Below are 20,840 nucleotides of genomic sequence, written 5' to 3'. Positions count from 1 at the left end.
CTCACCTTCACGTCTCCCGCACGTCGCCGACCCGAGGCACGCACGTCACCCCGCTCGGCGAGGGTGCTCCTCGACCGGCGCCGAACGGGCGCTCGAGCAGGAGCCGCGGCACCGCACATGGACGCACACCCCCCGAACTCCCCGACCCACCCGCGCCGTCGTTCGCTGCTCAAGGCCGCGGGCGTCAGTTCGGCGGCCCTGCTCGCCGGGATCGGCGTGCCCGGCACCGCCGAGGCCGCCTGGTCGGGCGCGCGCCTGCGCGACGACCCGTTCCGGCTCGGCATCGCCTCCGGCGATCCCTCGGACGACGGCTTCGAGTTGTGGACGCGGCTCGCGCCCGAGCCGCTGGCCCCCGACGGGCACGGGGGTATGCCGCTCGCGCCGTTCGACGTGCGCTGGGAGGTCGCGGAGGATGAGCGCTTCCGCCGTGTCGTGCGCCGGGGGCACGCGCTGGCCACGGCCGAGCTGGCGCACTCCGTGCACCCGCGGGTCCGCGGACTGCGCCCCGAGCGGCTGTACTTCTACCGGTTCCGCACCGGCCGCTGGACCAGCCCGGTGGGGCGCGTCCGCACCGCGCCGCGCGCCGGAACGCGGCCGGCCTCGTTCACCTTCGCCACCGCGTCCTGCCAGGCGTGGTACCACGGCTGGTTCTCCGCGCACCGGCATCTGGCGGCGGACGCGCCCGACGTGGTGTTCTTCCTCGGCGACTACATCTACGAGTACGCCATCACCGCGGCCAACCTGTGGCGGGAGGGCGTGACGCCCGGCGAGGGCCACGACCGCGAGACGGTCACCCTCGCCGAGTACCGGCTGCGGTACGCCCTCACCAAGACCGACCCGGACCTCCAGGCCGCGCACGCCGCCGCCCCGTTCGTCATCACGCCGGACGACCACGAGGTGCAGAACAACTACGCGGACGAGACCTCCGCGTACGGCATCCCGCCCGAGGACTTCCGGCTGCGCCGGGCGGTCGCCTACCGCGCGCTGTACGAGAACGCGCCGCTGCCGCGCGCCGCGCTGCCGATCGGCGGCCCCGACGCCCGCTACCAGCGGCGGCTGGTGATCGGCGACCTCGCCACGTTCAATGTGCTCGACACCCGCCAGCACCGCGCCCCCGAGCGCGGCAGCATCCTCGGCGCCTCGCAGGAACGGTGGCTGCTCGACGGGCTGCGCGGCTCGCGCACCACGTGGAACGTGCTCGCGCAGCAGGTCGCCGTCATGCACGTCACGGACGACCGCGTCGACCAGTGGGACGGGTTCCCCGCCGCGCGGCAGCGGCTGCTCGACACCTTCGCGGACCCGTCCGTCACCAACCCGGTGGTACTGACCGGCGACACGCACCGGGCGACCGCGGGCGACCTGCACGCCGACTTCGCCGATCCGGGCTCGCCCGTCGTCGGCTCGGAACTGATCACCACCTCGATCGCCTCCGACGGCGACGGCGCGGACACCGACCCGTACGAGCCGGACTGGACGCAGCATCCGTGGGTCAAGTTCTACAGCGGGCGCCGCGGTTACACGCTGTGCCGGATGACGCCGCGGGAGCTGACCGCGGACTTCCGCGCCGTGTCCTGGGTGCAGCGCGACGCGCAGGCCCCGGTGTCCACACTCGCCCGTTTCGTCACCGAGGCAGGACGCCCGGGTCTGGAAAAGGTGAACTGACATGTCCTATCTGGCTCATCCGGTGCGCGGCCTGCGCGCCTCGGGGCGGATCGCGGCCGTCGACCTGACGTGGCACGCGGCGCCGTGGATGCCGCTGGTGGACCACTACGCGGTGTACGCGGCCCGCGGCCGGGCCCCGCGGGAGAGCGAGGAGACGCTGCTCGCGCGCACCCTCTACCCGCACCTCACGCACGCGGTACTCGGCCCGCGGGCCGTCACCTGGCACTACCGGGTGGTCGCCGTCATGGCCTCGGGCGCGCGGGGGCGGGCCGCGACGGCCTCGGCGACGACCACCGCCTCGTACGCGACGGGGCGGCCCCTCGCGGCCGTCGGCGAGTTCGACCACAAGGGGCTGGAGTTCGCGCTGTCCCCGGCGGGCAGCGCCGACTACCTCGACACGTTCCCCGACGGGGTCGACTACCGGCAGGGCAGCAGCAATCCGGGGGCCCACTGGCCCTACCTGCACCCGGGGCCCGCGGACGGCTGGGCGGGGCGGCGGCGGCACACGTTCACCCTGCGGTTCGCGCTGGACGCGGCCCCGGCGGCGGACCCCGGATTCGCCCTGTGGCTGACGGACACGCACGCGACGGCGCCCGGCGAGGCCGAACTGTCCCTCAACGGCACGCGGATCGACGGCATCACCTTCGAGAAGGGCGCCACGAAGGGCTCCCTGGAGGGCGACGCCACCAGGACGGGCAGCCCCCTCAAGCCGTCCTTCGTCGAACTGCCCCTGCCCGCCGCCGCGTTCACGGCCGGGGAGAACGTGCTGACGCTGGAGAAGACGGCAGGCTCCTGGCACGCCTACGACGCGATCGGTGTCTTCGCCCCGCGCTGAGGCGCCGGGCCGCTGCGGTGGACCAGCCGCAGGCCGGTCTCCACCAGCGCCCAGCCGAGCCGCCACCCCACGGCCCGCACGCGGCGGCGCGCGAGCGCCGGCCGCGGGGCCGCGGCGGCCCGCAGCTCGCGGGCGCGGTAGCGCTCGACCGCCAGGTGAACGTCGGGGTGCATGCCGCTTCTCCTCCTCGGTGTCGGGCCGCCACGCGGGCTCAGGGACGGAACGGGAATCCGTAGCGGTGCAGGGTGACGCTCTCCCGGCCCTCGGTGTCGCCGGCCTCGGCGGCGGCCCGGCCGTGTGCCTGCCACTTGTCCACCACCGCGTACATCTCCTGTTCGAGCGCCGCCAGCTCCTGGGCCGTCAGCGACAGCAGGGACTCGGAGCTGATGGCGGCGGCGCGCCACTCCTCGCCCCAGGCCGCCTGCTCGTCGAGATACCGCTCGTACATCTCGACACGCTGGCGGAACAGCAGGCGCACCGCCGCGCCGAGGGCGGCGGCCCGCTCCGGGGCGTCGCTGAAGTCACGGTCGCGGAACGTCACCCCGCGCTGCGCGAGCTCCCACCAGCGCTCGCGGCTGTCGGTGCTGCGGCCCTCGGCCTCCTGGATGAGCCCGTGGGCGGCGAGCTTGCGCAGGTGGTAGCTGACGAGGGAGACCGCCTCGTCCGCCTGCTCCGCGAGCTGCGACGCGGTCGCGGCGCCCGCCACCGTGAGCGACCGGTAGAGCCGCAGGCGCAGCGGGTGCGCGAACGCCTTGAGGGTGCCGAGGTCGGTGATCGTGCGGGAGGTCTCGGGAGTCATGTCACGAACCTAGATAGGAAAGGAAAACTGCGCAAGTTTTTTTGAGCAATGTTTCTTTTCCATCGTCCGGGCGGCTCCGCGCCCCTGCGTAAGCTGGCGGCCGTGATATCGCCGCCGCCCGGACTGCTGCCCGCCGCCGTCGCGGCGGCGGGGGCCGCTCTCAGTGCCGTGCACAGTCCCTGGTGGGTGCTGCCCGCCGCCACCGCCGCGTTCCTGTGCGGGGGCCGCCCCGGGAGCGCCCGCGTCGCCGCGCCGGTGCTCGCGGTGCTGCTCGCCGCCGGCTGCGCCGCCGCCCTGCTCTCCCCCGCCTGGCTGGCCAGGGGCAGCACCTTCGTCGCGTTCCTCGCGCTCGGCACCCTGCTGCCCTGGTGGGCGGGCCGGTTCTGGCGCCACTACCGCGAGCTGCTGCGGGGCGGCTGGGAGCGGGCCGCCCGGCTCGAACGCGAGCAGCGCCTGATCGCCGAGCAGGCGAGGCTGCGCGAGCGGACCCGCATCGCCCAGGACATGCACGACGCGCTCGGCCACGACCTGAGCCTGATCGCCCTGTCCGCCGGGGCCCTCAAGCTCGCCCCCGGCCTCGGCGCGGAGCACCGCGCGGTCGCCGGGGACATCAGGGCCAGGGCGGGGGACGCCGCGGAGCGCCTCGGCGAGGTCGTCGGCCTGCTCCGCGAGGACGCAGCGGGCACAGAGGCCGCAGAGGCCGCAGAGGGCGGCGGACCGGCGCCCGAGCACGTTCCCGGCCTGGTGCACGCCGCGCGGGCGGCCGGTCTGACGGTGACGCTGGACGTCGAGGGCGCGGCCGAGGACCTGCCGCCGCGCGTCGTGCGGGCCGCGTTCCGCGTGGTGCAGGAAGGCATCACCAACGTCACGAAGCACGCGGCGGGCGCCGCCGTCGCGGTCCGCCTCGTGCACGACGCCGACCGCGGCGAGACCCGCGTCGAGGTGCGCAACGGCCCGGCGCCCGCCGGCCACGGCACGGCCGCCGCGGGCGGCCACGGCCTCATCGGCCTGGCCGAACGGGTCCGGCTGGCCGGTGGCGGCCTGGCCCACGGGCCGGCGGCGGACGGCGGGTTCGCCGTGACGGCGCGCCTGCCGCACCGCGCGCCCGCGGCGCTGCCGCCGCCCGCGCCCACCGCGGTCGCGCGCGAGCACCGCGAGGCGCGGCGCCGCACGGGGCGTTCGCTGCTGGCCGTGGCCACGCTGCCGCTCGGCGGCTTCGTGCTGCTCAGCGCGGTGCTGATGGCGTGGAGCACGGTCGCCGCCTCGCGGGCGGTGCTCGACGCCGCCGTGTTCGACGGCCTGCACCTCGGGCAGAGCCGGGCCGAGGTCGCCGCCGCCCTGCCGGACCACCAGACCCCGCACCGCGTGCCGGACGAGCCCGACCCGCCCGGCGGGCGGGGGACGGTGTGCGAGTACTACGCGATCACGGCGAACCCCCTGGCCGACCGGGCCGGCGACGCCTACCGCCTCTGCTGGCGGGACGGGCGGCTGGTCTCCAGGACGGCCCTTGTCCACTGAGCCCCGGGAGGCGCCCGTGATCCGGGTTCTGATCGCCGACGACGAGCCGATGATCCGCGCCGGGGTGCGCGCCGTGCTGGCCACCGACCCCGGCATCGGCGTCGTCGCCGAGGCGGGCGACGGGCGCGGCGCGGTCGACCTGGCGCAGCGCCACCGGCCCGAGGTGGCCGTCCTCGACATCCGCATGCCCGGCACGGACGGCATCGCCGCGGCGGCCGAGATCCGCCGCACCCTGCCGGGGACGGGCGTGGTGATGCTGACGACGTTCGGCGAGGACGACTACATCCTGCGCGCCCTGCGCGGCGGCGCCCAGGGCTTCCTCATCAAGTCGGGCGAGCCGGAGGAGCTGCTCGCGGGCGTGCGGGCGGTGGCCGAGGGCGCCGCCTACCTCTCGCCGAAGGTCGCGGCCCGCGTCATCACCCACCTCGCCGCGGCCCGCCCCGCGCCGGGGCCCGCGGCCGGGCGGGTCGCGGCGCTGACGCCGCGGGAACGCGAGGTGCTGGCGCTGCTGGGCGCCGGAGTGTCCAACCGGGGGATCGCGCGCCGCCTCGGCCTGGTCGAGGGCACGGTCAAGGGGCACGTCAGCTCGGTCCTGTCCCGGCTCGGCGTGCCGAACCGGGCCGCTGCCGCGGTGGTCGCCCACGAAGCGGGAATCGTGCCGCCACGAGGGACGTGACCGCGGGGAGCGCCACGAGCATCGCGGCGGCGGTCACGGCGGCGCCGAGCGCGGCGCCGGCCAGCACGTCGTGCGGGTAGTGCACGCCGATCACCACGCGCAGCGCCGCCGTCGCGGCGCCCGCCGTCACCACGGCCGCCGCGGCTCTGGGCCACAGCCACACCAGACCGGTGGCGAGGGCGACGGCGAGCGTGGCGTGATTGCTGGGGAACGACCAGTCGCCCGGCGGCGGGCAGGCCGCCAGCGCGTCGGCCCCCGGCAGCGCCCGGCAGGGCCGTTCCTGGTCCACGACCAGCTTCAGCGACTCGCTCAGCCCGTACGCGGCCACGGTGGCCGCGCCCGTGAGCAGCACCCCGGCGACCAGGCGCGGGTCGGTGCGGCGCAGGCCGCGCCGACCGGTCCACAGCAGCAGCAGGCCCAGCGCCACCAGGCCCGCCTCGGTGGCGGCCTCGCCGAGGAACGCCGCCCAGTGCGGCACGTCCGCCACGCCGTCCGTCACGGTGCGGTAGAGGTCGGCGGACACCCCGCCGGTCACGGTCTCGGGTCCTGGCGAGCCGAGCCCGCCGGGCGAGAGCCACCCCAGGATCAGGGCGCAGGCGGCGGTGACGGCGGCGGCCAGGGCCAGCCGCGCGGCGCGGCCGCCGGGATGCGGTCGTCGATGTGGTTGCTGTGGTTGCTGTGGTTGATGCGGTTGCTGTGGTTGTGGGCACATGGCCACGGGACCGTAGGCGGCGGCCGGGGGCCGCGGCCCCCGGCGAACGGCAGGGTCCGCCCCTGACCTTCGTCGGGCTTGACGCGGCGCGCGGTTCCGGCGTGGCGTCGGCGGGGAACGCGACAACAGCCGCCAATCTGGCTATATCGGATAAAAACCCCGCACGAGAGGTCCCGCATGGCCACGCAGACGCCCGCCCGGAGCAACCCCGCGCCTCCGGCCCCCCGGCCCGCCCCCGCCCCGTACACCGGCTTCGACCGCATGCCGATCGCCGGCGCGTGGCGGCCCGGGCGCGCGGACTCGGCACAGGCAGACGTCGACCCCTACACCGGCGACAAGCTGACCGAGATCCCGCTCGCCGACGCGTCCGACGTGGACGACGCCTACCAGGCGGCGGCCGAGGCGCAGCGCGCCTGGGGCGCCGCGCCCGCCGCGGAGCGGGCCGCGGTCCTCGGCCGGGCCTCCGTGCTCATGGCCGAACGGGCCGGCGAGATCGGCGACTGGCTGGTGCGGGAGGCGGGGTGCATCCGTTCGCGGGTCGCGATGGAGCTGGACATCTGCCTGGCGATCACGCGGCTGGCGGCCTCCCGCACGTTCCTCGAAATGCGGACGGTGCCCTCGGACACCCCGGGCAAGGAGAACCGGGTGTACCGCCGCCCGGCCGGGGTGATCGGGGTGATCGGCCCGTGGAACTTCCCGCTGTTCCTCGCCAACCGCTCCGTCGCCCCCGCGCTGGCCGCGGGCAACGCGGTGGTGCTCAAGCCGGCCGGGGACACGCCGGTGACCGGCGGGCTGCTGCTGGCGAAGATCTACGAGGAGGCCGGGCTGCCGCCCGGCGTGCTCGGCGTCGTCATCGGCCGGGGCAGCGAGATCGGCGACGCGATGGTGCGGCACGAGGTACCGCGGGTCATCTCGTTCACCGGCTCGACACCGGTCGGCCGCGGCATCGCCCGGCAGGCCGGGCTGAAGAAGCTCGCACTCGAACTCGGCGGCAACGGGCCGCTGGTCGTCCTCGACGACGCCGATCTGGACGCGGCGGTCTCGGCCGCCGTGTACGGCAGCTACTTCCACCAGGGCCAGATCTGCATGGCGACCAACCGCGTGATCGTCGACGCCTCGATCCACGACGCGTTCGTGGAGCGCTGCGTGGCGCGGGCCGAGGCGCTGGTCACCGGCGACCCGCGGGACGAACGCACGGAGATCGGGCCGATCATCAACGACCGCCAGCTCGCCTCCGTCCGCGAGAAGGTGCGGCGCGCCGTTCAGCAGGGCGGGCGGCTGCTGGTCTCGGGCGAGCCCTCGGGGCCCACCGGGCGGGTGCTGCCGCCGCACCTCCTCGTCGGCGGGCAGCACCTCGCCACCGCGTCGGAGGAGGTCTTCGGCCCGGTCGCGACGATCATCGAGGCCCGGGACGAGGACGACGCCCTGGCCCTGGCGAACCAGACCGAGTACGGCCTGTCCAGCGGCGTCTTCACGCGCGACGTGGAACGCGGCCTGCGGTTCGCGCGGCACGTCGAGGCGGGCATGACGCACGTGAACGACACCACGGTGCACGACGACGTGAACGCGGCGTTCGGCGGCGAGAAGGACTCCGGGCTCGGGCGGTTCGGCGGCGGCTGGGTGTTCGACGAGTTCACCAGCGAGCACTGGATCAGCATTCAGCGCACCCCGCGGGAGCTGCCCGTCCGGTGACCTGCCCGCGGGCCGGGCCGGGCCGGGCCGGGCCGGCGACCGCGCGGGACGCGCCGCGAACCTGCGCGCGTGCCGCGCGCGGGGCCGGTCGATACCGCGCATCCGCGCTGGACCTGCCCGCACCTTCTTTACCGTGGCGCTCACCCCTGGTTCCGTGCATAGCGTGACGACTCAAGGCGCTTCGCACGCTCCCCACCCGACCATCGAGCCGACCGCGGAGATCGATACCACGCTGAGAAGTCAGGCGCGCACCTGGAACCACTGGCTCGGCGGCATGCACAGCTTCGCCGTGGACCGCGAAGCGGGGAACAAATTCGCGGTGACCTACCCCGGGCTGGTGGAAAGGGTGCGCACCACCCGGCACTTCCTGGGCCGCACCGTGCGTTACCTCGCGCGCGACGCGGGCATCAGGCAGTTCCTGGACGTGGGCTCCGGCCTGCCCAGCGCGGGCAACACGCATGAGATCGCGCAGCGGGCGGCTCCCGGATCGCGCGTCGTCTACGCCGACAACGATCCGCAGACGGTGCTGTACGCCCGCCAGCTCCTCGGCTCCACCCCCGCGGAAGCCGTCTCGTACCACGAGGCCAGCCTGCACGAGCCCGAGGCGGTCCTCGCCGCCGCGAAGGAGACGCTCGACCTGTCGCGGCCGGTCGCGCTCGTGCTGAGCGGCATCCTCGGCCACGTACCCGACTACGAGGAGGCGCGCGCCATCGCGCGGGAACTGCTGGCCGCCCTGCCGAGCGGCAGCTACCTGATGTCCCACGACATCTGCGATACGGAGGCGGACTGGCGAGACATCCAGAGCCGCCACAACGCGACCGCCGCCCCGCTCGCCTACCACCTGCGCTCGCCGGCGCAGATCGCCGGCTTCTTCGAGGGGCTTGAGCTCGTCGAGCCGGGGGTGGTCGCGCTGACCTCCTGGCGCCCGGACCCCGGCGGCCGGTACTCGCCCGAGTGGGCGGCGCTCGTGGCGGACCTGGTGGGCGGCGTCGGCCGCAAGAGCTGAGCCCGCCGGGCCCGCGGCGGGGGCGGCGTCCGGGGCGTCACCAGTTCTCCGCGTCCCGCACGTTCTGGATGAACGCGTTGGCGGACGCCCCCTCGTCCACCAGATCGGGGACCAGGTCGACCGAGCTGAGCAGCGAGGCGCCCGCGCCCTCCGTCTCCCGCCACTCCTCGGCGATGGCCTGCTGCGTGTCGGCGGGCCGGGTCTCCAGCCACCGCCGGTTCTCGGGGCTGAGCTGCCGCAGGAAATGGGCGAGCAGATCGGTAACCATGCCGTCGTCTCCCGGACGTGGGGCGGCGGCCGGCGGGCCGCCCGTGTCAGCACCAGTCTGCGAGAGGAACGGGCGGGGCGCACGGCGCGGCCCCGTTCCGGAACGAGGTCGTTCCGGAACGGGGCCGGGGCGGGGGCCGGGGCCGGGTGGGCGGCGGGCGCCGGTCAGTACGCGCTGTCGACGTTGTCCATGGAGCCGTAGCGCTCGGCGGCGTAGTTACAGGCCGCGGCGATGTTGGCGACCGGGTCGTAGATGTTCTTGCTGGTGCCCTCGACGTGGTACTGCTCGAAGGTCGGGTCGATGACCTGGAGCAGACCCTTGGAGGGGATGTTCTCCTGGGCGTTGGTGTCCCACAGGTTGATCGTCTGCGGGTCACCGCTGGACTCGCGCATCAGGTTGCGGTGGATGCCCTCGTAGGAGCCGGGGATGCCCTTCTCGTCCAGGACCTCGAGCGCCTCGTCGATCCAGCGGTCGATGTCCTCGTCCGAGGCGGGCTGGGGCTCGGGCTGCTCGTGGCGGGGGATGGTGACCAGCGTGCCGTCCTCGCGGTACTCCGCGCCGCGGCCGCGGTCCGCGACCTCACCGGCGCCGTCGTCGCCGCGGTCGTCACGGCTCGCGTCGCCGCTCTCGTCACGGCTCGCGTCGTCGTCGGCACGCCCGGTGTTCTCGGTGTTCTCGGTGCGCTCGTCGTTCTCGGTGTTCTCGGTGCGCTCGTCGTTCTCGGCGCCGGGGGCCTTCCCTATGACCCCGTCGGAGTCGTTCGGGGCGAAGGCCGCCGGGGCCGCGGTCCGCTCGGCGGCCTCGCTGACACCGTGGGCCGCCGCGTCGTCGGCGGCCGCGGTGGGCGCGAAGGGCAGGGTGAGGGCAGCGGCGCCGGCGGTCACGATGCCGGCCAGCGCGACGGTGCGGGTCACGGTGGTGCGGGTGTCGTTGGTGCTGGCGGTCATGAAGACGTACCTCGTTCCTTGCGGGCGAACGGGAGGGAGATGGGTGCCGCGGATGGCGACGTGGCCCAGCATGGGAACTGCCGTGGCGCCCCTGCAAAGACCCCTTCTGCGATCCCGCTTCGTAGGCCGGGAACGGCGCCGCACCGCCGTCCGGAGGGGCGGCCCGCGCCCTGCCCGGGGGCGGGCCGCGGCCCGCTCCTATTCCCCTTCGGATGTGACGGGCGTCTCGTGCCGGGTGTCACGCGGGACCCCCGCCCGTTCACCCCCGGGATCGGCGCCCGGTACGCAGCGTCACGCGGCGCCCGCCCCGCGCCAGGCGGTCGGAACGGTGTTGTATGGGCTCATGCCCGACCTCCCGGAGTTCTCCCTCACCCGCGCCCAGCAGGAGGCGCTGCGCAGGTGGTCGCGGGAACGGCCGGACCGGGACGTCCGCGCGCGGATCATCCTGGACGCCGCCGCCGGGGTCTCGGTCTCCGACAGTGCCCGCACGCTCGGCGTCTCCCGCCCCACCGTGTCGTCCTGGCGCAGCCGCTACGCCGCGCAGGGCCTCGACGGCCTGGAGCACCGGCCGCGCAGCGGCCGGCCGCCGCGCATCGACGAGGCGGACGTGATCGCCGCCACCCTGGCGGGGCCGCCCCCGCCGCGCCCGGCGTGGTCGGCCCGCGCGCTCGCCGACCACCTCGGCATATCCCACACGGCGCTGAGCGCGGTGTGGCGCCGCTGGGGCGTGGCCGGCGGCGATGCCGCCGCCGTCACGCTGCCCACCGCCCCGCCGCTGCCGCTGCTCCGTCCGCGGCTGCTGGGCCTGTGGCACGCGGCGGACGCCGCCGTGATCCTGCTGGCCGAGACCCCCGACACCCCCGAGCCCGCGGGCGGTGCGCTGCCGGCCGTGCCCGCGCCCGCCGAGCAGCGGCGGGCGCTGAACGCCGCGCTGGGCACGGCGCTGGGCAACGCGTCGACGGCCGAGGGGCCGCGGGCCGATGCCCTGCCCGCGCTCGCGGAGCTGCTGGCCGAGGTGGGCGCGGCGCACGGGGCGCCGGGCGTGCACGCCGTGGCGTTCGGCGGCGTCGGCGCGCCGCCGGAGGGCGGGGGCGGGGGCGGGCCGGCCGCCGCGGACGTCACCTGGCACACCGCGCCCGAGTTCATGAGCTGGCCCGCCACCCTGGGTGTCGTCTGCCAGCTCCAGCTGCGCCACCGCCCGGCCGCCGCGGCGGCCGCGCACGGTTCGCTGCTCGACGCGCTGCGCGCCGGTCAGGCGGCGCCGCTGGTGTGGCGGTGCCCGGCGGAGGGCGCGGCGCCCGAACCGCCGACGGCTCGGGCGCCGCGCGCGTTCGACCAGCTGGCGCTCGGCTCGTTCAACGAGAAGCTGGTCATCGAGAGCATCAGGGAGGCGGGCTCGCTCAGCCGCGTGGAGATCGCGCAGCGCACCGGGCTCACCCCGCAGGCGGTCTCCCGCATCACGCGCAACCTGCTCACCTCGGCCTTCCTGGTCGAGGACTCCGTGCGCCCCGGCGGCAAGGGCAAGCCGCGGGTGCCGCTGCGGCTGCGCGCGGACGCGGCCTGCGCCATCGGCATCCACCTCGACCCGGAGATGATCACGCAGGTCGTGGTCGACCTGTGCGGCGGCGTGCTCGACCAGCGGGTGCTGCCGCTGCGCGAGGGGGCGGACCCCGACTCGGTGATCGACAGCATGACGCGCATGGCGCGGGAGGCCGTCGCCGCCTCGCGGGCCGTGTCCGACACCCTGCTCGGCGTCGGCATCGCGGTGCCGGGTCCGCTGGACGCGGGCGCCGGGGTGCTGTACGACCCGCCGCTGTTCAGCGGCTGGCGCGACGTTCCGCTGCGGGCCGCGCTCGCGGAACGGCTGGGCGTGCCGGTCACCGTCGAGAAGGACGCGACCGCGGCGGCCATCGGCGAACGCTGGATCGGCGCCGCCGCCCGCACCGGCGACTTCGTCTACCTGTACCTGGGCGCGGGCGCCGGGGCCGGGGCGTTCCTCAACGGCGACGTGTACCGCGGCAGAACGGGCAACGCCGGGGAGTTCGGCGAACTGTGCGCGTTCGCGCTCGGGCACCTCACCCCCGAGGGCGGGCCCGGCCGGGTGCCGGAGTGCGCGCCCATGTCGTCGGCGCTGGACAAGGCCGCCGCGGCCGGGCTGACGTGGCCGCAGGCGCCGGGCGCGTACGAGTCGCTGTGCGCCGCCGCGGCGGCGGGGGACGCGCGGGCCGTGCGGGCGTTCCGGGAGGTCGCGCGGGTCGTCGCCAGGGGCGCGACCGGCGTGACCGACCTGCTGGACACGACCCTGCTGATCGTCGGCGGCCCCGCCGTTCCGGCGCCGGTCGCCGGTCTCTTCCTGTCCGAGATCTCCGCGGCGGTCAACCGGTTCCCGCTGGCCAGCAGGCTGCGGCGGGTCCACGTCGAACATTCGCTGCTGAACGAGTCGGCGGCGGCGGTCGGCGCGGCCTCCGGCGTGTTCCACGCGTCCTTCGCGCCCCGCCTGCGCACCCACGCCCGCGCCGAGGCGCGGGCCACCTGACGACCTGACGACCTGACGACCTGTCCGGCAGAAAAAACCTTTGACACCTTGCCCGTTCCCCGAGTGCGCATACGCCTGCCTCCGGGGGACGCGCGGCGTTGACTTCATCCATCCATTGGATTTTCATAATAGGCCGGTTCGCATGTTGCCGCGGGCCGCTCCCACCTGCCGCCACCCCACGGAGTACCGATGCACCGCGACCCCGCCCAGACCGAACGGCGCCTGCACCGCGTCCTGACCCAGCGCCTGTGGCCCGCCGTCCACCGGCCGGGCGTCCCCCTCGACGTCGCCGGCTGGGCCGCACCGGGCGAGCCGGTGCCGGTCGCCGACGGCATCGCCGCGCCGTACCGGCCCATGCGCGCCGGCGAGCCCTGGGGCCCGGCCTGGGCCACGCACTGGTTCCGCATCTCCGGCACGGTGCCGCGCGAGTGGGCGGGGCGGCGCGTCGAGGCCGTCGTCGACCTCGGCTTCGACGGCACCAAGGCCGGTTTCTCCGCGGAGGGCCTGGTCCATCTCCCGGACGGCACGCCCCTGAAGGCGCTGAACCCGCGCAACGCGTGGCTGACCGTGGCCGAGAAGGCGGCGGGCGGCGAGGAGTTCACGTTCCACGTCGAGGCCGCCGCCAACCCGCTGATCCTCGACAGCGGCCCCGGCGGCGTGCCGTTCCTGCCGACCGGCCTCGGCGCGCGTGCCGCCTGGCTGGAGGGCGCGGCGGACGAGGCGGGCGCGCCGCTCTACCGGCTGGCCCGGGCCGAGCTGACCGTGTTCCAGCGGGACGTGTGGGAGCTGTGCCAGGATCTCGACGTGCTGTCCGGCCTGGTGGCCGAGCTGCCCGCGGAGTCCACCCGCCGCTGGCAGGTTCTGCACGCCGTGGAACGCGCCCTGGACGCGGTCGACCTCCAGGACATCCCCGGCACCGCCCCCGCCGCCCGCGAGGCGCTGGCCGCGGTCCTGGCCGCGCCCGCCCCGGCCGACGCGCACCGCATATCGGCGGTCGGCCACGCGCATATCGACACCGCCTGGCTGTGGCCGCTGCGCGAAACGGTCCGCAAGGCCGCGCGCACCGTCGCCAACGTGACCGCGCTGATGGACGACCACCCCGCGTTCCGCTTCGTGATGTCGCAGGCCCAGCAGCTGGCCTGGCTGAAGGAGCAGCGGCCCGAGGTGTACCGGCGGGCGCGGGAGAAGGCGGCGGCCGGGCAGTTCCTGCCGGCCGGCAGCCTGTGGGTGGAGCCCGACACCAACCTGACCGGCGGGGAGTCCCTGGCCCGCCAGTTCGTCCACGGCAAGCGGTTCTACCTGGAGGAGTTCGGCGTCGAGACCGAGGAGATGTGGCTGCCGGACACGTTCGGCTACAACGCCGCGCTGCCGCAGCTGATGAAGCTGGCGGGCGTGCGCTGGTTCATGACGCAGAAGATCTCGTGGAACAGGACGAACACCTTCCCGCACCACACCTTCTGGTGGGAGGGCATCGACGGCACCCGCGTCTTCAGCCACTTCCCGCCCGTCGACACCTACAACGCCGAGTTGTCGGGGCAGGAGATCGCCCACAGCGAGCGGAACTTCAAGGAGAAGGGCCCGGCGGGCCGCTCGCTGGTGCCGTTCGGCTGGGGCGACGGCGGTGGCGGCCCGACCCGCGAGATGCTGGGGCGCGCGGAACGGCTCGCCGACCTGGCCGGTTCGCCGCGGGTGACCGTCGAGGGGCCCGCGGACTTCTTCGAGGCCGCGCACCGCGAGTACGGCGCGCGGGCGCCGGTGTGGTCCGGCGAGCTGTACCTGGAGCTGCACCGCGGCACGCTGACGACGCAGCTCGCCACCAAGCAGGGCAACCGCCGCGCCGAACACCTGCTGCGCGAGGCGGAGTTGTGGTCGGCGACGGCCGCCCTGCGCGTCGGCGCGCCCTACCCGTACGAGGATCTGGACCGGCTGTGGAAGACGGTGCTGACGCACCAGTTCCACGACATCCTGCCCGGCTCGTCCATCGCCTGGGTGCACCGCGAGGCGGAGGCCACGTACGCCGCGGTCGCCGCCGAGCTGAACGGCCTGGTCGAACGAGCGCTCGCCGCGCTGGCCGGCCCGGCGGCCGATGAAGGTGCACAGGTCGCCTTCAACGCCGCGCCGCACGCCCGCGGCGGCGTGCCCGCGCTGGGCGGCGCGGTCGCGGACCCGGCCGCGGCGGACGGTGGGGTAGCGGCCGAACGGGGCGCGGACGGCGAGCTGGTGCTGGACAACGGGCTGCTGCGCGTCACGGTCGACGGGCGCGGCCTGGTCACCTCGCTGAGGGACCTGGCCACGGGCCGGGAGGCGCTGCCGCCCGGGTCGCCCGCCAATCTGCTCCAGCTGCACCAGGACTTCCCCAACCAGTGGGACGCCTGGGACATCGACGACTTCTACCGCAACACGGTCCGCGACCTGACGGAGGCCGACGAGGTCGCGCCCGCGGCGGACGGCATCCGCGTCGTCCGCACCTTCGGCGACTCCCGCGTCGAGCAGCTGCTGACGCTGCGGCGCGGCACGCGGCGGCTGGACGTGGACACGGTGATCGACTGGCAGGAGCGGGAGAAGCTGCTGAAGGCGGCGTTCCCCCTCGATCTGCGGGCGGAACACTCGCGCGGGGAGATCCCGTTCGGCCACCAGGTGCGCCCGACCCACGCCAACACCAGTTGGGACGCGGCGAAGTTCGAGTTCTGCGCGCACCGCTGGCTGCACGTCGAGGAGCCCGGGTTCGGCGTGGCGCTCGTCAACGACTCCAGCTACGGCCACGAGGTGACCCGCGACGTCCGGGCGGACGGCGGCACCACCACGACGCTGCGCCTCTCGCTGCTGCGCGCGCCCAGGTTCCCCGACCCGGACGCCGACCGGGGCCGCCACCGCCTGGCGTACGCGCTGGTGGTGGGCGCCTCGCTCGCGGACGCCGTCCGCGAGGGCTACCGGTTCAACCTGCCGGAACGCCGCGTGCCCGGCACGTCGGCCGTCCCGCCGGTGGCCGTCACCGACCACGAGGCGGTCGTGATCGAGGCGGTCAAGCTCGCCGACGACCGGTCGGGCGATCTGGTGGTCCGCCTGTACGAGGCGCTGGGCGGCCGGGCCACGGCCACGCTGCGGGTGGACGCCCCCGGGGCGGTGGCCGTCCCCGTCGACCTGCTGGAACGCCCACTTCCCGGCACCGCACCCCTGCCGGGCCCGGAAGTCCCGTTGCACCTGCGCCCGTTCGAGATCCTGACCCTGCGCATCACGACGCCCTGACCGCCCCGGAACGCCGCCCACGCCCCGGGGCGTGGGCGGCGGGGGCCCGGGGGCTCAGACCAGCGCGGGCTCGCGTTCCTGGGTGGTGTCGGCCGGGGCCGGGGGCTGTTGCCTGGCCCGGTGCGGGAGCAGGAAGCCGAGTGCGAAGGCGGCGACGGTGAGGGCGAGGGCGAGCAGGGTGACGTGGCGGGCCGCGCCGACGAAGTCGGCCACCGCGGGGGCGGCGCCGACGCCGGAGAAGAAGACGGTGCCGAGGATCGCGACGCCCAGGCTGCCGCCGAGTTGCTGGAACGACTCCAGCAGGCCGGACGCGGACCCGACCTCGTGGTCGTCGACGTCGCCCATGATGATGTCGAACAGCGGCACGAAGATCATGCCCATGCCGAAGCCGTAGAGGACCAGCGGCAGCGCCAGATCGCCGCCGTCCACGCCGGTCCCGGCGCGGCCGAGCACGAGGTGCGTTCCGGCGAGCCCCGCGGTCATCAGCGCCAGGCCCAGGTGCAGGATGCGGCGGCCGAGGCGCGCCATCGCCATCGCGCCGAACGCGGAGCCGAAGAACGCGCCGACCGCCCAGCTCGCCATGGTCACGCTCGCCCGCAGCGGCCCGAAGCCGAGCCCCATTTGCAGGAAGAGGCCCATGGCCAGCGAGAATCCGACGATGGAGCCGAAGAAGACGACGACGAACGCGACACCCGAGGTGTAGGAACGCTTCGCCAGCACGCTGAACTCCACCAGCGGCGTGCGCCCCGACCGCTTGCGCCGCAGCTGCTGGGCGACGAAGACCGCGAGGGCCGCCGCGCCGCCCGCGGCGACCGCGAACAGCCAGGCGGGCCAGCCCAGTTCGCGGCCCTGCACCAGCGGGTGGACCAGCAGGAAGATCGCGGCGCCCGCCACCAGCGCGCCGGTCACGTCCAGCCGCACGTCCCGCCTGCGGCGCCCGCGGGGCAGCGCCGCGGAGCCGGCGAGCAGGGTGAACGCGCCGATCGGCAGGTTGATGAGGAAGACCATCCGCCAGCCGGTGCCCAGCACGTCGGCGTCGACGAGCAGGCCCGCGACGACGGGGCCGAGGATCGTGGACAGGCCGATGACAGGGCCGAGCGCGCCGAAAGCCTTCCCGATCTCCCGCGGCGGGAACAGGTCGCGGATCAGGCCGAACGCCTGCGGGATCATCACCGCGCCGAACAGGCCCTGCGCGACGCGGGCGCCGATGAGGGTGCCCGGGGACCAGGCGAGCGCGCACGCCGCCGAGGCCAGGACGAAACCGGCGACGCCGATCAGCAGCACCCGCCTGCGGCCGAACATGTCGCCGAACCTGCCGCCGGTCAGCAGGCCGACCGCGAGGGCCAGGGTGTAGGAGGCCGCGATCCACTGGAGGCTGGTCTCCGTGCCGCCGATATCGGCCTGGATCGAGGGGGCGGCCACGTTGACCACCGTGGCGTCCAGCAGGTTCATGATCATCGCGCCGAGGATCGCGAAGAGGCCGAGCCAGCGCCGGTCGCGGGGGGCAGTGGTGTTGTCCATGCCGACGACGATGCCGGACGTTTAGGAACGGTCCGTTCCTAAACGTTTCTCCCGTCGGCATTTCTCTTTCGCCTCACCCCGCATGCGCCCCACCGGACGCCGCCGCATCATCGTCACAGGCCGGAAAGGCCGAAACCGGCGCAAAAGGAGGGACGGCGGGCGATGGGCGTGCGCACCTGGGTTCAGGACTGGCCCGTGTACCGGCAGCTGACGGGCCAGGACCCGCTCGGCCGCGGCGCGGCGGCCCGTTCGCGCCGCACCGCGGCGCTGCGGCCCCGCACGGACACCGCCGACCGCGTGGTGGACTCCATCTGCCCCTACTGCGCGGTCGGCTGCGGCCAGCAGATCTACGTCAAGGACGAGCGGATCGTCCAGATCGAGGGCGACCCGGCCTCCCCCGTCAGCCGCGGGCGCCTGTGCCCCAAAGGGTCCGCCACCCTCCAGCTCGTCACCGGCGACGCCCGCCGCCACCAGGTGCTGTACCGCCGCCCGCACGGCACCGGCTGGGAGCCGATCGGCCTGGACGAGGCGATGGACATGGTCGCGGACCGCGTCATCCGCACCCGGCGCGAGACGTGGCAGTGGGAGGTGGAGGGCGCCCGCGTGGCCCGCACCCTCGGCATCGCCAGCCTCGGCGGCGCGGTGCTGGACAACGAGGAGAACTACCTGCTGAAGAAGCTGTTCACGGGTCTCGGCATCATCCAGATCGAGAACCAGGCCCGCGTCTGCCACAGCTCCACCGTGGCGGGCCTCGGCACCTCCTTCGGCCGCGGCGGCGCCACCACCTTCATGCAGGACCTCCAGAACGCCGACTGCATCGTCATCCAGGGCTCCAACTACGCCGAGGCGCACCCCGTCGGCTTCCAGTGGGTCATGGAGGCCAAGGCGCGCGGCGCCACCATCGTGCACGTCGACCCGCGCTTCACGCGCACCAGCGCCCTGGCCGACCTGCACGTCGGCATCCGCGCGGGCAGCGACATCGCGTTCCTCGGCGGGATCATCAACCATGTCCTCACGCGGGGCAGGGAGTTCCGCGAGTACGTGCTCGCCTACACCAACGCGGCCACGATCGTCGGCGAGGACTACCGCGACACCGAGGACCTGGCCGGCGTCTTCTCGGGCCTCGACGAGGAGGGGCGCCGCTACGACCCGACGAGCTGGCAGTACGAAGGCGCGGCGGTCCGTTCGCTGGCCGGGGAGCCGGACCCGCACCGCAACCTGCGGCTGGACGACATCGCGGTCGAGCACGGCGCGGGCGGCTCGGAGTCCCACGGCTCCGGCGGCCAGGACGTACCGCCCCGCCCCCGGCGGGACGAGACGCTGACCCACCCGCGCTGCGTCTTCCAGATCCTCAAGCGCCACTACGCCCGCTACACCCCCGAGCTGGTCGAACGGGTCTGCGGCGTCCCGCCGGAGCGGTTCGCCCAGGTGTGCGACGCCCTGACCCGCAACTCGGGTCCCGAACGCACCAGCGCGTTCGTGTACGCGGTCGGCTGGACGCAGCACACCGTCGGCTCGCAGTACATCCGCGCCGCCTCCGTGCTCCAGTTGCTGCTCGGCAACATCGGCCGCCCCGGCGGCGGCATCCAGGCGCTGCGCGGCCACGCCAGCATCCAGGGGTCGAGCGACATCCCGACCCTGTTCAACCTGCTGCCCGGCTACCTGCCGATGCCGCACGCCCAGGCCCACCAGGACCTGGAGTCGTTCGTCGCCGCCGTCCGCACCCGCAAGGGCTACTGGTCCGAGATGGGCGCCTACATGGTCAGCCTGCTCAAGGCGTACTACGGCGACGCCGCCACCGCGGACAACGGCTTCTGCTTCGACCACCTGCCGCGCCTCACCGGCTCGCACAGCACCTACGACACCGTCATGGCCCAGCTGGACGGCGTCTGCAAGGGCTACTTCCTGCTCGGCGAGAACCCGGCCGTCGGCTCGGCGAACGCCCGCCTCCAGCGCCTCGGCATGGCCCACCTCGACTGGCTCGTCGTGCGCGACTTCTCCCTCATCGAATCCGCCACCTGGTGGCAGGACGGCCCCGAGATCGACACCGGCGAACTGCGCACCGAGGACATCGGCACCGAGGTGTTCTTCTTCCCCGCCGCCGCGCACGCCGAGAAGTCCGGCTCGTTCACCAACACCAACCGCTGGCTCCAGTGGCACCACGCCGCCGTCGAACCGCGGGGCGACGCGCGCAGCGAACTGTGGTTCGCCCACCACCTCGCCCTGCGCATCCGCGAGAAGCTGGCCGGCTCCGACCGGCCGGAGGACCGGCTCTTCCTCGACCTGGCCTGGGACTACGCGGAGACGGGACCGCACCGCGAACCGATCGCCGATGCCGTGCTCGCCGAGATCAACGGCCGCGGCCCCGACGGCGCCCCGCTGTCCGCGTACACGGAGCTGAAGGACGACGGGTCCACCTCGTGCGGCTGCTGGATCTACTGCGGCGTGTACGCCGACGGCGTCAACCAGGCCGCGCGGCGCAAACCGCACACCGAGCAGGACTGGGTCGCCGCCGAGTGGGCCTGGGCCTGGCCCGCCAACCGCCGCGTGCTGTACAACCGCGCCTCCGCCGCGCCCGACGGCACGCCGTGGAGCGAGCGCAAGGCGTACGTGTGGTGGGACGCGGCGGCGGGCCGCTGGACCGGCCACGACGTGCCGGACTTCCCCGCCGCCTGCCCGCCGGATCACGTGCCGGAGGCGGACGCGTGGGGGGTGGCGGCGCTCCGCGGCGACGACGCGTTCATCATGCAGGGCGACGGCAAGGGCTGGCTCTACGCCCCGGCGGGCCTCGTCGACGGGCCGATGCCGACGCACTACGAGCCGCAGGACTCGCCGTTCGGCAACGCGCTGCACCCGCGCCACCGCCGTTCACCCGTGCGGCTGACGTTCCCCCGCGAGGGCAACGCCTACCATCCCTCGGACGGGGACGGCCGGGTCTGCGTCTACCCGTACGTCGTCACGACCTACCGCCTCACCGAGCACTTCACGGCGGGCGGCATGAGCCGCTGGTCGCCCTACCTCGCCGAACTCCAGCCGGAGCTTTTCGTCGAGGTCTCCCCGGAACTGGCCGCCGAGCGCGGCCTCACGCACGCCGGCTGGGCGACCGTCATCACCGCGCGGAACGCGATCGAGGCGCGCGTCCTCGTCACGCGCCGCATGGCGCCGCTGCGCGCGGACGGCCGCACCGTGCACCAGATCGGGCTGCCCTACCACTGGGGCCCCAACGGGTACACCCGCGGCGACGCGGCGAACGAACTGTCCTCGATCGTTCTCGACCCCAACGTGCACATCCAGGAGGTCAAGGCGCTGTCCGCGGACATCCGCCCCGGGCGCCGCCCCCGCGGCCCGGCGCTGCGCGCCCTGGTCGAGGACTACCGCGGACGCGCCGGATCGGACGAGCAGACAGGCATGGAGGTCTGACC

15 protein-coding genes are annotated in these 20,840 nt (G+C 74.8%); 9 read left to right on the top strand and 6 right to left on the bottom strand.

Annotation, left to right across the window (positions count from 1 at the left end; genetic code table 11):
- The first annotated feature begins 117 nt into the window (after positions 1-117).
- Both RM779_RS21885 and RM779_RS21880 read left to right on the top strand, forming a co-directional pair.
- Positions 118-1,662, top strand: coding sequence for an alkaline phosphatase D family protein (locus tag RM779_RS21885; protein ID WP_311619438.1), 1,545 nt, complete (start codon positions 118-120; stop codon positions 1,660-1,662).
- Position 1,663: 1 nt separating this feature from the next.
- Complete coding sequence (locus tag RM779_RS21880; RefSeq protein WP_311619437.1) at positions 1,664-2,497, top strand: polysaccharide lyase family protein; 834 nt, start codon at positions 1,664-1,666, stop codon at positions 2,495-2,497.
- Here the strand turns inward: RM779_RS21880 and RM779_RS21875 are convergent.
- Both RM779_RS21875 and RM779_RS21870 read right to left on the bottom strand, forming a co-directional pair.
- Positions 2,464-2,670, bottom strand: a complete 207-nt coding sequence (locus RM779_RS21875; RefSeq protein WP_311619436.1) for a hypothetical protein — start codon at positions 2,668-2,670, stop codon at positions 2,464-2,466. The genes RM779_RS21880 and RM779_RS21875 overlap by 34 nt on opposite strands.
- A 38-nt stretch (positions 2,671-2,708) precedes the next feature.
- A complete protein-coding gene (locus RM779_RS21870; protein ID WP_311619435.1) occupies positions 2,709-3,296 on the bottom strand; it encodes a helix-turn-helix domain-containing protein in 588 nt (195 codons plus the stop codon).
- Between the two features lie 102 nt (positions 3,297-3,398).
- Here RM779_RS21870 and RM779_RS21865 point away from each other — a divergent pair, with 102 nt between their 5' ends.
- Positions 3,399-4,814 carry a sensor histidine kinase gene (locus RM779_RS21865; protein ID WP_311619434.1) on the top strand — a complete coding sequence of 472 codons (1,416 nt, stop codon included), beginning with the start codon at positions 3,399-3,401 and terminating at the stop codon, positions 4,812-4,814.
- Positions 4,804-5,490 (top strand): response regulator, encoded by a 687-nt coding sequence (locus RM779_RS21860; protein ID WP_394813357.1) that lies wholly within the window; start codon positions 4,804-4,806, stop codon positions 5,488-5,490. Before RM779_RS21865 ends, RM779_RS21860 begins: the two co-directional genes overlap by 11 nt.
- Here the strand turns inward: RM779_RS21860 and RM779_RS21855 are convergent.
- Positions 5,396-6,202 carry a phosphatase PAP2 family protein gene (locus RM779_RS21855; RefSeq protein WP_311619433.1) on the bottom strand — a complete coding sequence of 269 codons (807 nt, stop codon included), beginning with the start codon at positions 6,200-6,202 and terminating at the stop codon, positions 5,396-5,398. The genes RM779_RS21860 and RM779_RS21855 overlap by 95 nt on opposite strands.
- Positions 6,203-6,379: 177 nt before the next feature.
- Between RM779_RS21855 and RM779_RS21850 the strand changes: the two genes are divergently transcribed.
- Both RM779_RS21850 and RM779_RS21845 read left to right on the top strand, forming a co-directional pair.
- Positions 6,380-7,894, top strand: a complete 1,515-nt coding sequence (locus RM779_RS21850; protein WP_311619432.1) for an aldehyde dehydrogenase family protein — start codon at positions 6,380-6,382, stop codon at positions 7,892-7,894.
- A 163-nt stretch (positions 7,895-8,057) separates the two neighbouring features.
- Positions 8,058-8,900 carry an SAM-dependent methyltransferase gene (locus RM779_RS21845; protein WP_311619431.1) on the top strand — a complete coding sequence of 281 codons (843 nt, stop codon included), beginning with the start codon at positions 8,058-8,060 and terminating at the stop codon, positions 8,898-8,900.
- A gap of 37 nt (positions 8,901-8,937) precedes the next feature.
- On the opposite strand, the gene RM779_RS21840 is transcribed toward RM779_RS21845, so the two are convergent.
- Both RM779_RS21840 and RM779_RS21835 read right to left on the bottom strand, forming a co-directional pair.
- A complete protein-coding gene (locus RM779_RS21840; protein ID WP_077059819.1) occupies positions 8,938-9,168 on the bottom strand; it encodes a hypothetical protein in 231 nt (76 codons plus the stop codon).
- A 164-nt stretch (positions 9,169-9,332) separates the two neighbouring features.
- Positions 9,333-10,115 carry a transglycosylase SLT domain-containing protein gene (locus RM779_RS21835; RefSeq protein WP_311619430.1) on the bottom strand — a complete coding sequence of 261 codons (783 nt, stop codon included), beginning with the start codon at positions 10,113-10,115 and terminating at the stop codon, positions 9,333-9,335.
- A gap of 343 nt (positions 10,116-10,458) precedes the next feature.
- Between RM779_RS21835 and RM779_RS21830 the strand changes: the two genes are divergently transcribed.
- The gene (locus tag RM779_RS21830; protein WP_311619429.1) at positions 10,459-12,651 is read left to right on the top strand and encodes an ROK family protein; all 2,193 of its coding nucleotides are present in this window, start codon (positions 10,459-10,461) and stop codon (positions 12,649-12,651) included.
- A 189-nt stretch (positions 12,652-12,840) separates the two neighbouring features.
- Positions 12,841-15,897: an alpha-mannosidase gene (locus tag RM779_RS21825; protein ID WP_311619428.1), complete on the top strand. Its 3,057-nt coding sequence runs from the start codon at positions 12,841-12,843 to the stop codon at positions 15,895-15,897.
- Positions 15,898-15,951: 54 nt separating this feature from the next.
- On the opposite strand, the gene RM779_RS21820 is transcribed toward RM779_RS21825, so the two are convergent.
- The gene (locus tag RM779_RS21820; protein ID WP_311619427.1) at positions 15,952-17,418 is read right to left on the bottom strand and encodes an MFS transporter; all 1,467 of its coding nucleotides are present in this window, start codon (positions 17,416-17,418) and stop codon (positions 15,952-15,954) included.
- Between the two features lie 162 nt (positions 17,419-17,580).
- Here RM779_RS21820 and fdh point away from each other — a divergent pair, with 162 nt between their 5' ends.
- Positions 17,581-20,838 carry a formate dehydrogenase gene (gene fdh / locus RM779_RS21815; protein ID WP_311619426.1) on the top strand — a complete coding sequence of 1,086 codons (3,258 nt, stop codon included), beginning with the start codon at positions 17,581-17,583 and terminating at the stop codon, positions 20,836-20,838.
- The last annotated feature ends 2 nt before the right edge of the window (positions 20,839-20,840 follow it).

This window comes from Streptomyces johnsoniae, assembly GCF_031845565.1.
Taxonomy (GTDB): domain Bacteria; phylum Actinomycetota; class Actinomycetes; order Streptomycetales; family Streptomycetaceae; genus Streptomyces; species Streptomyces johnsoniae.
This window is presented reverse-complemented; position numbering and strand designations above follow the sequence as displayed.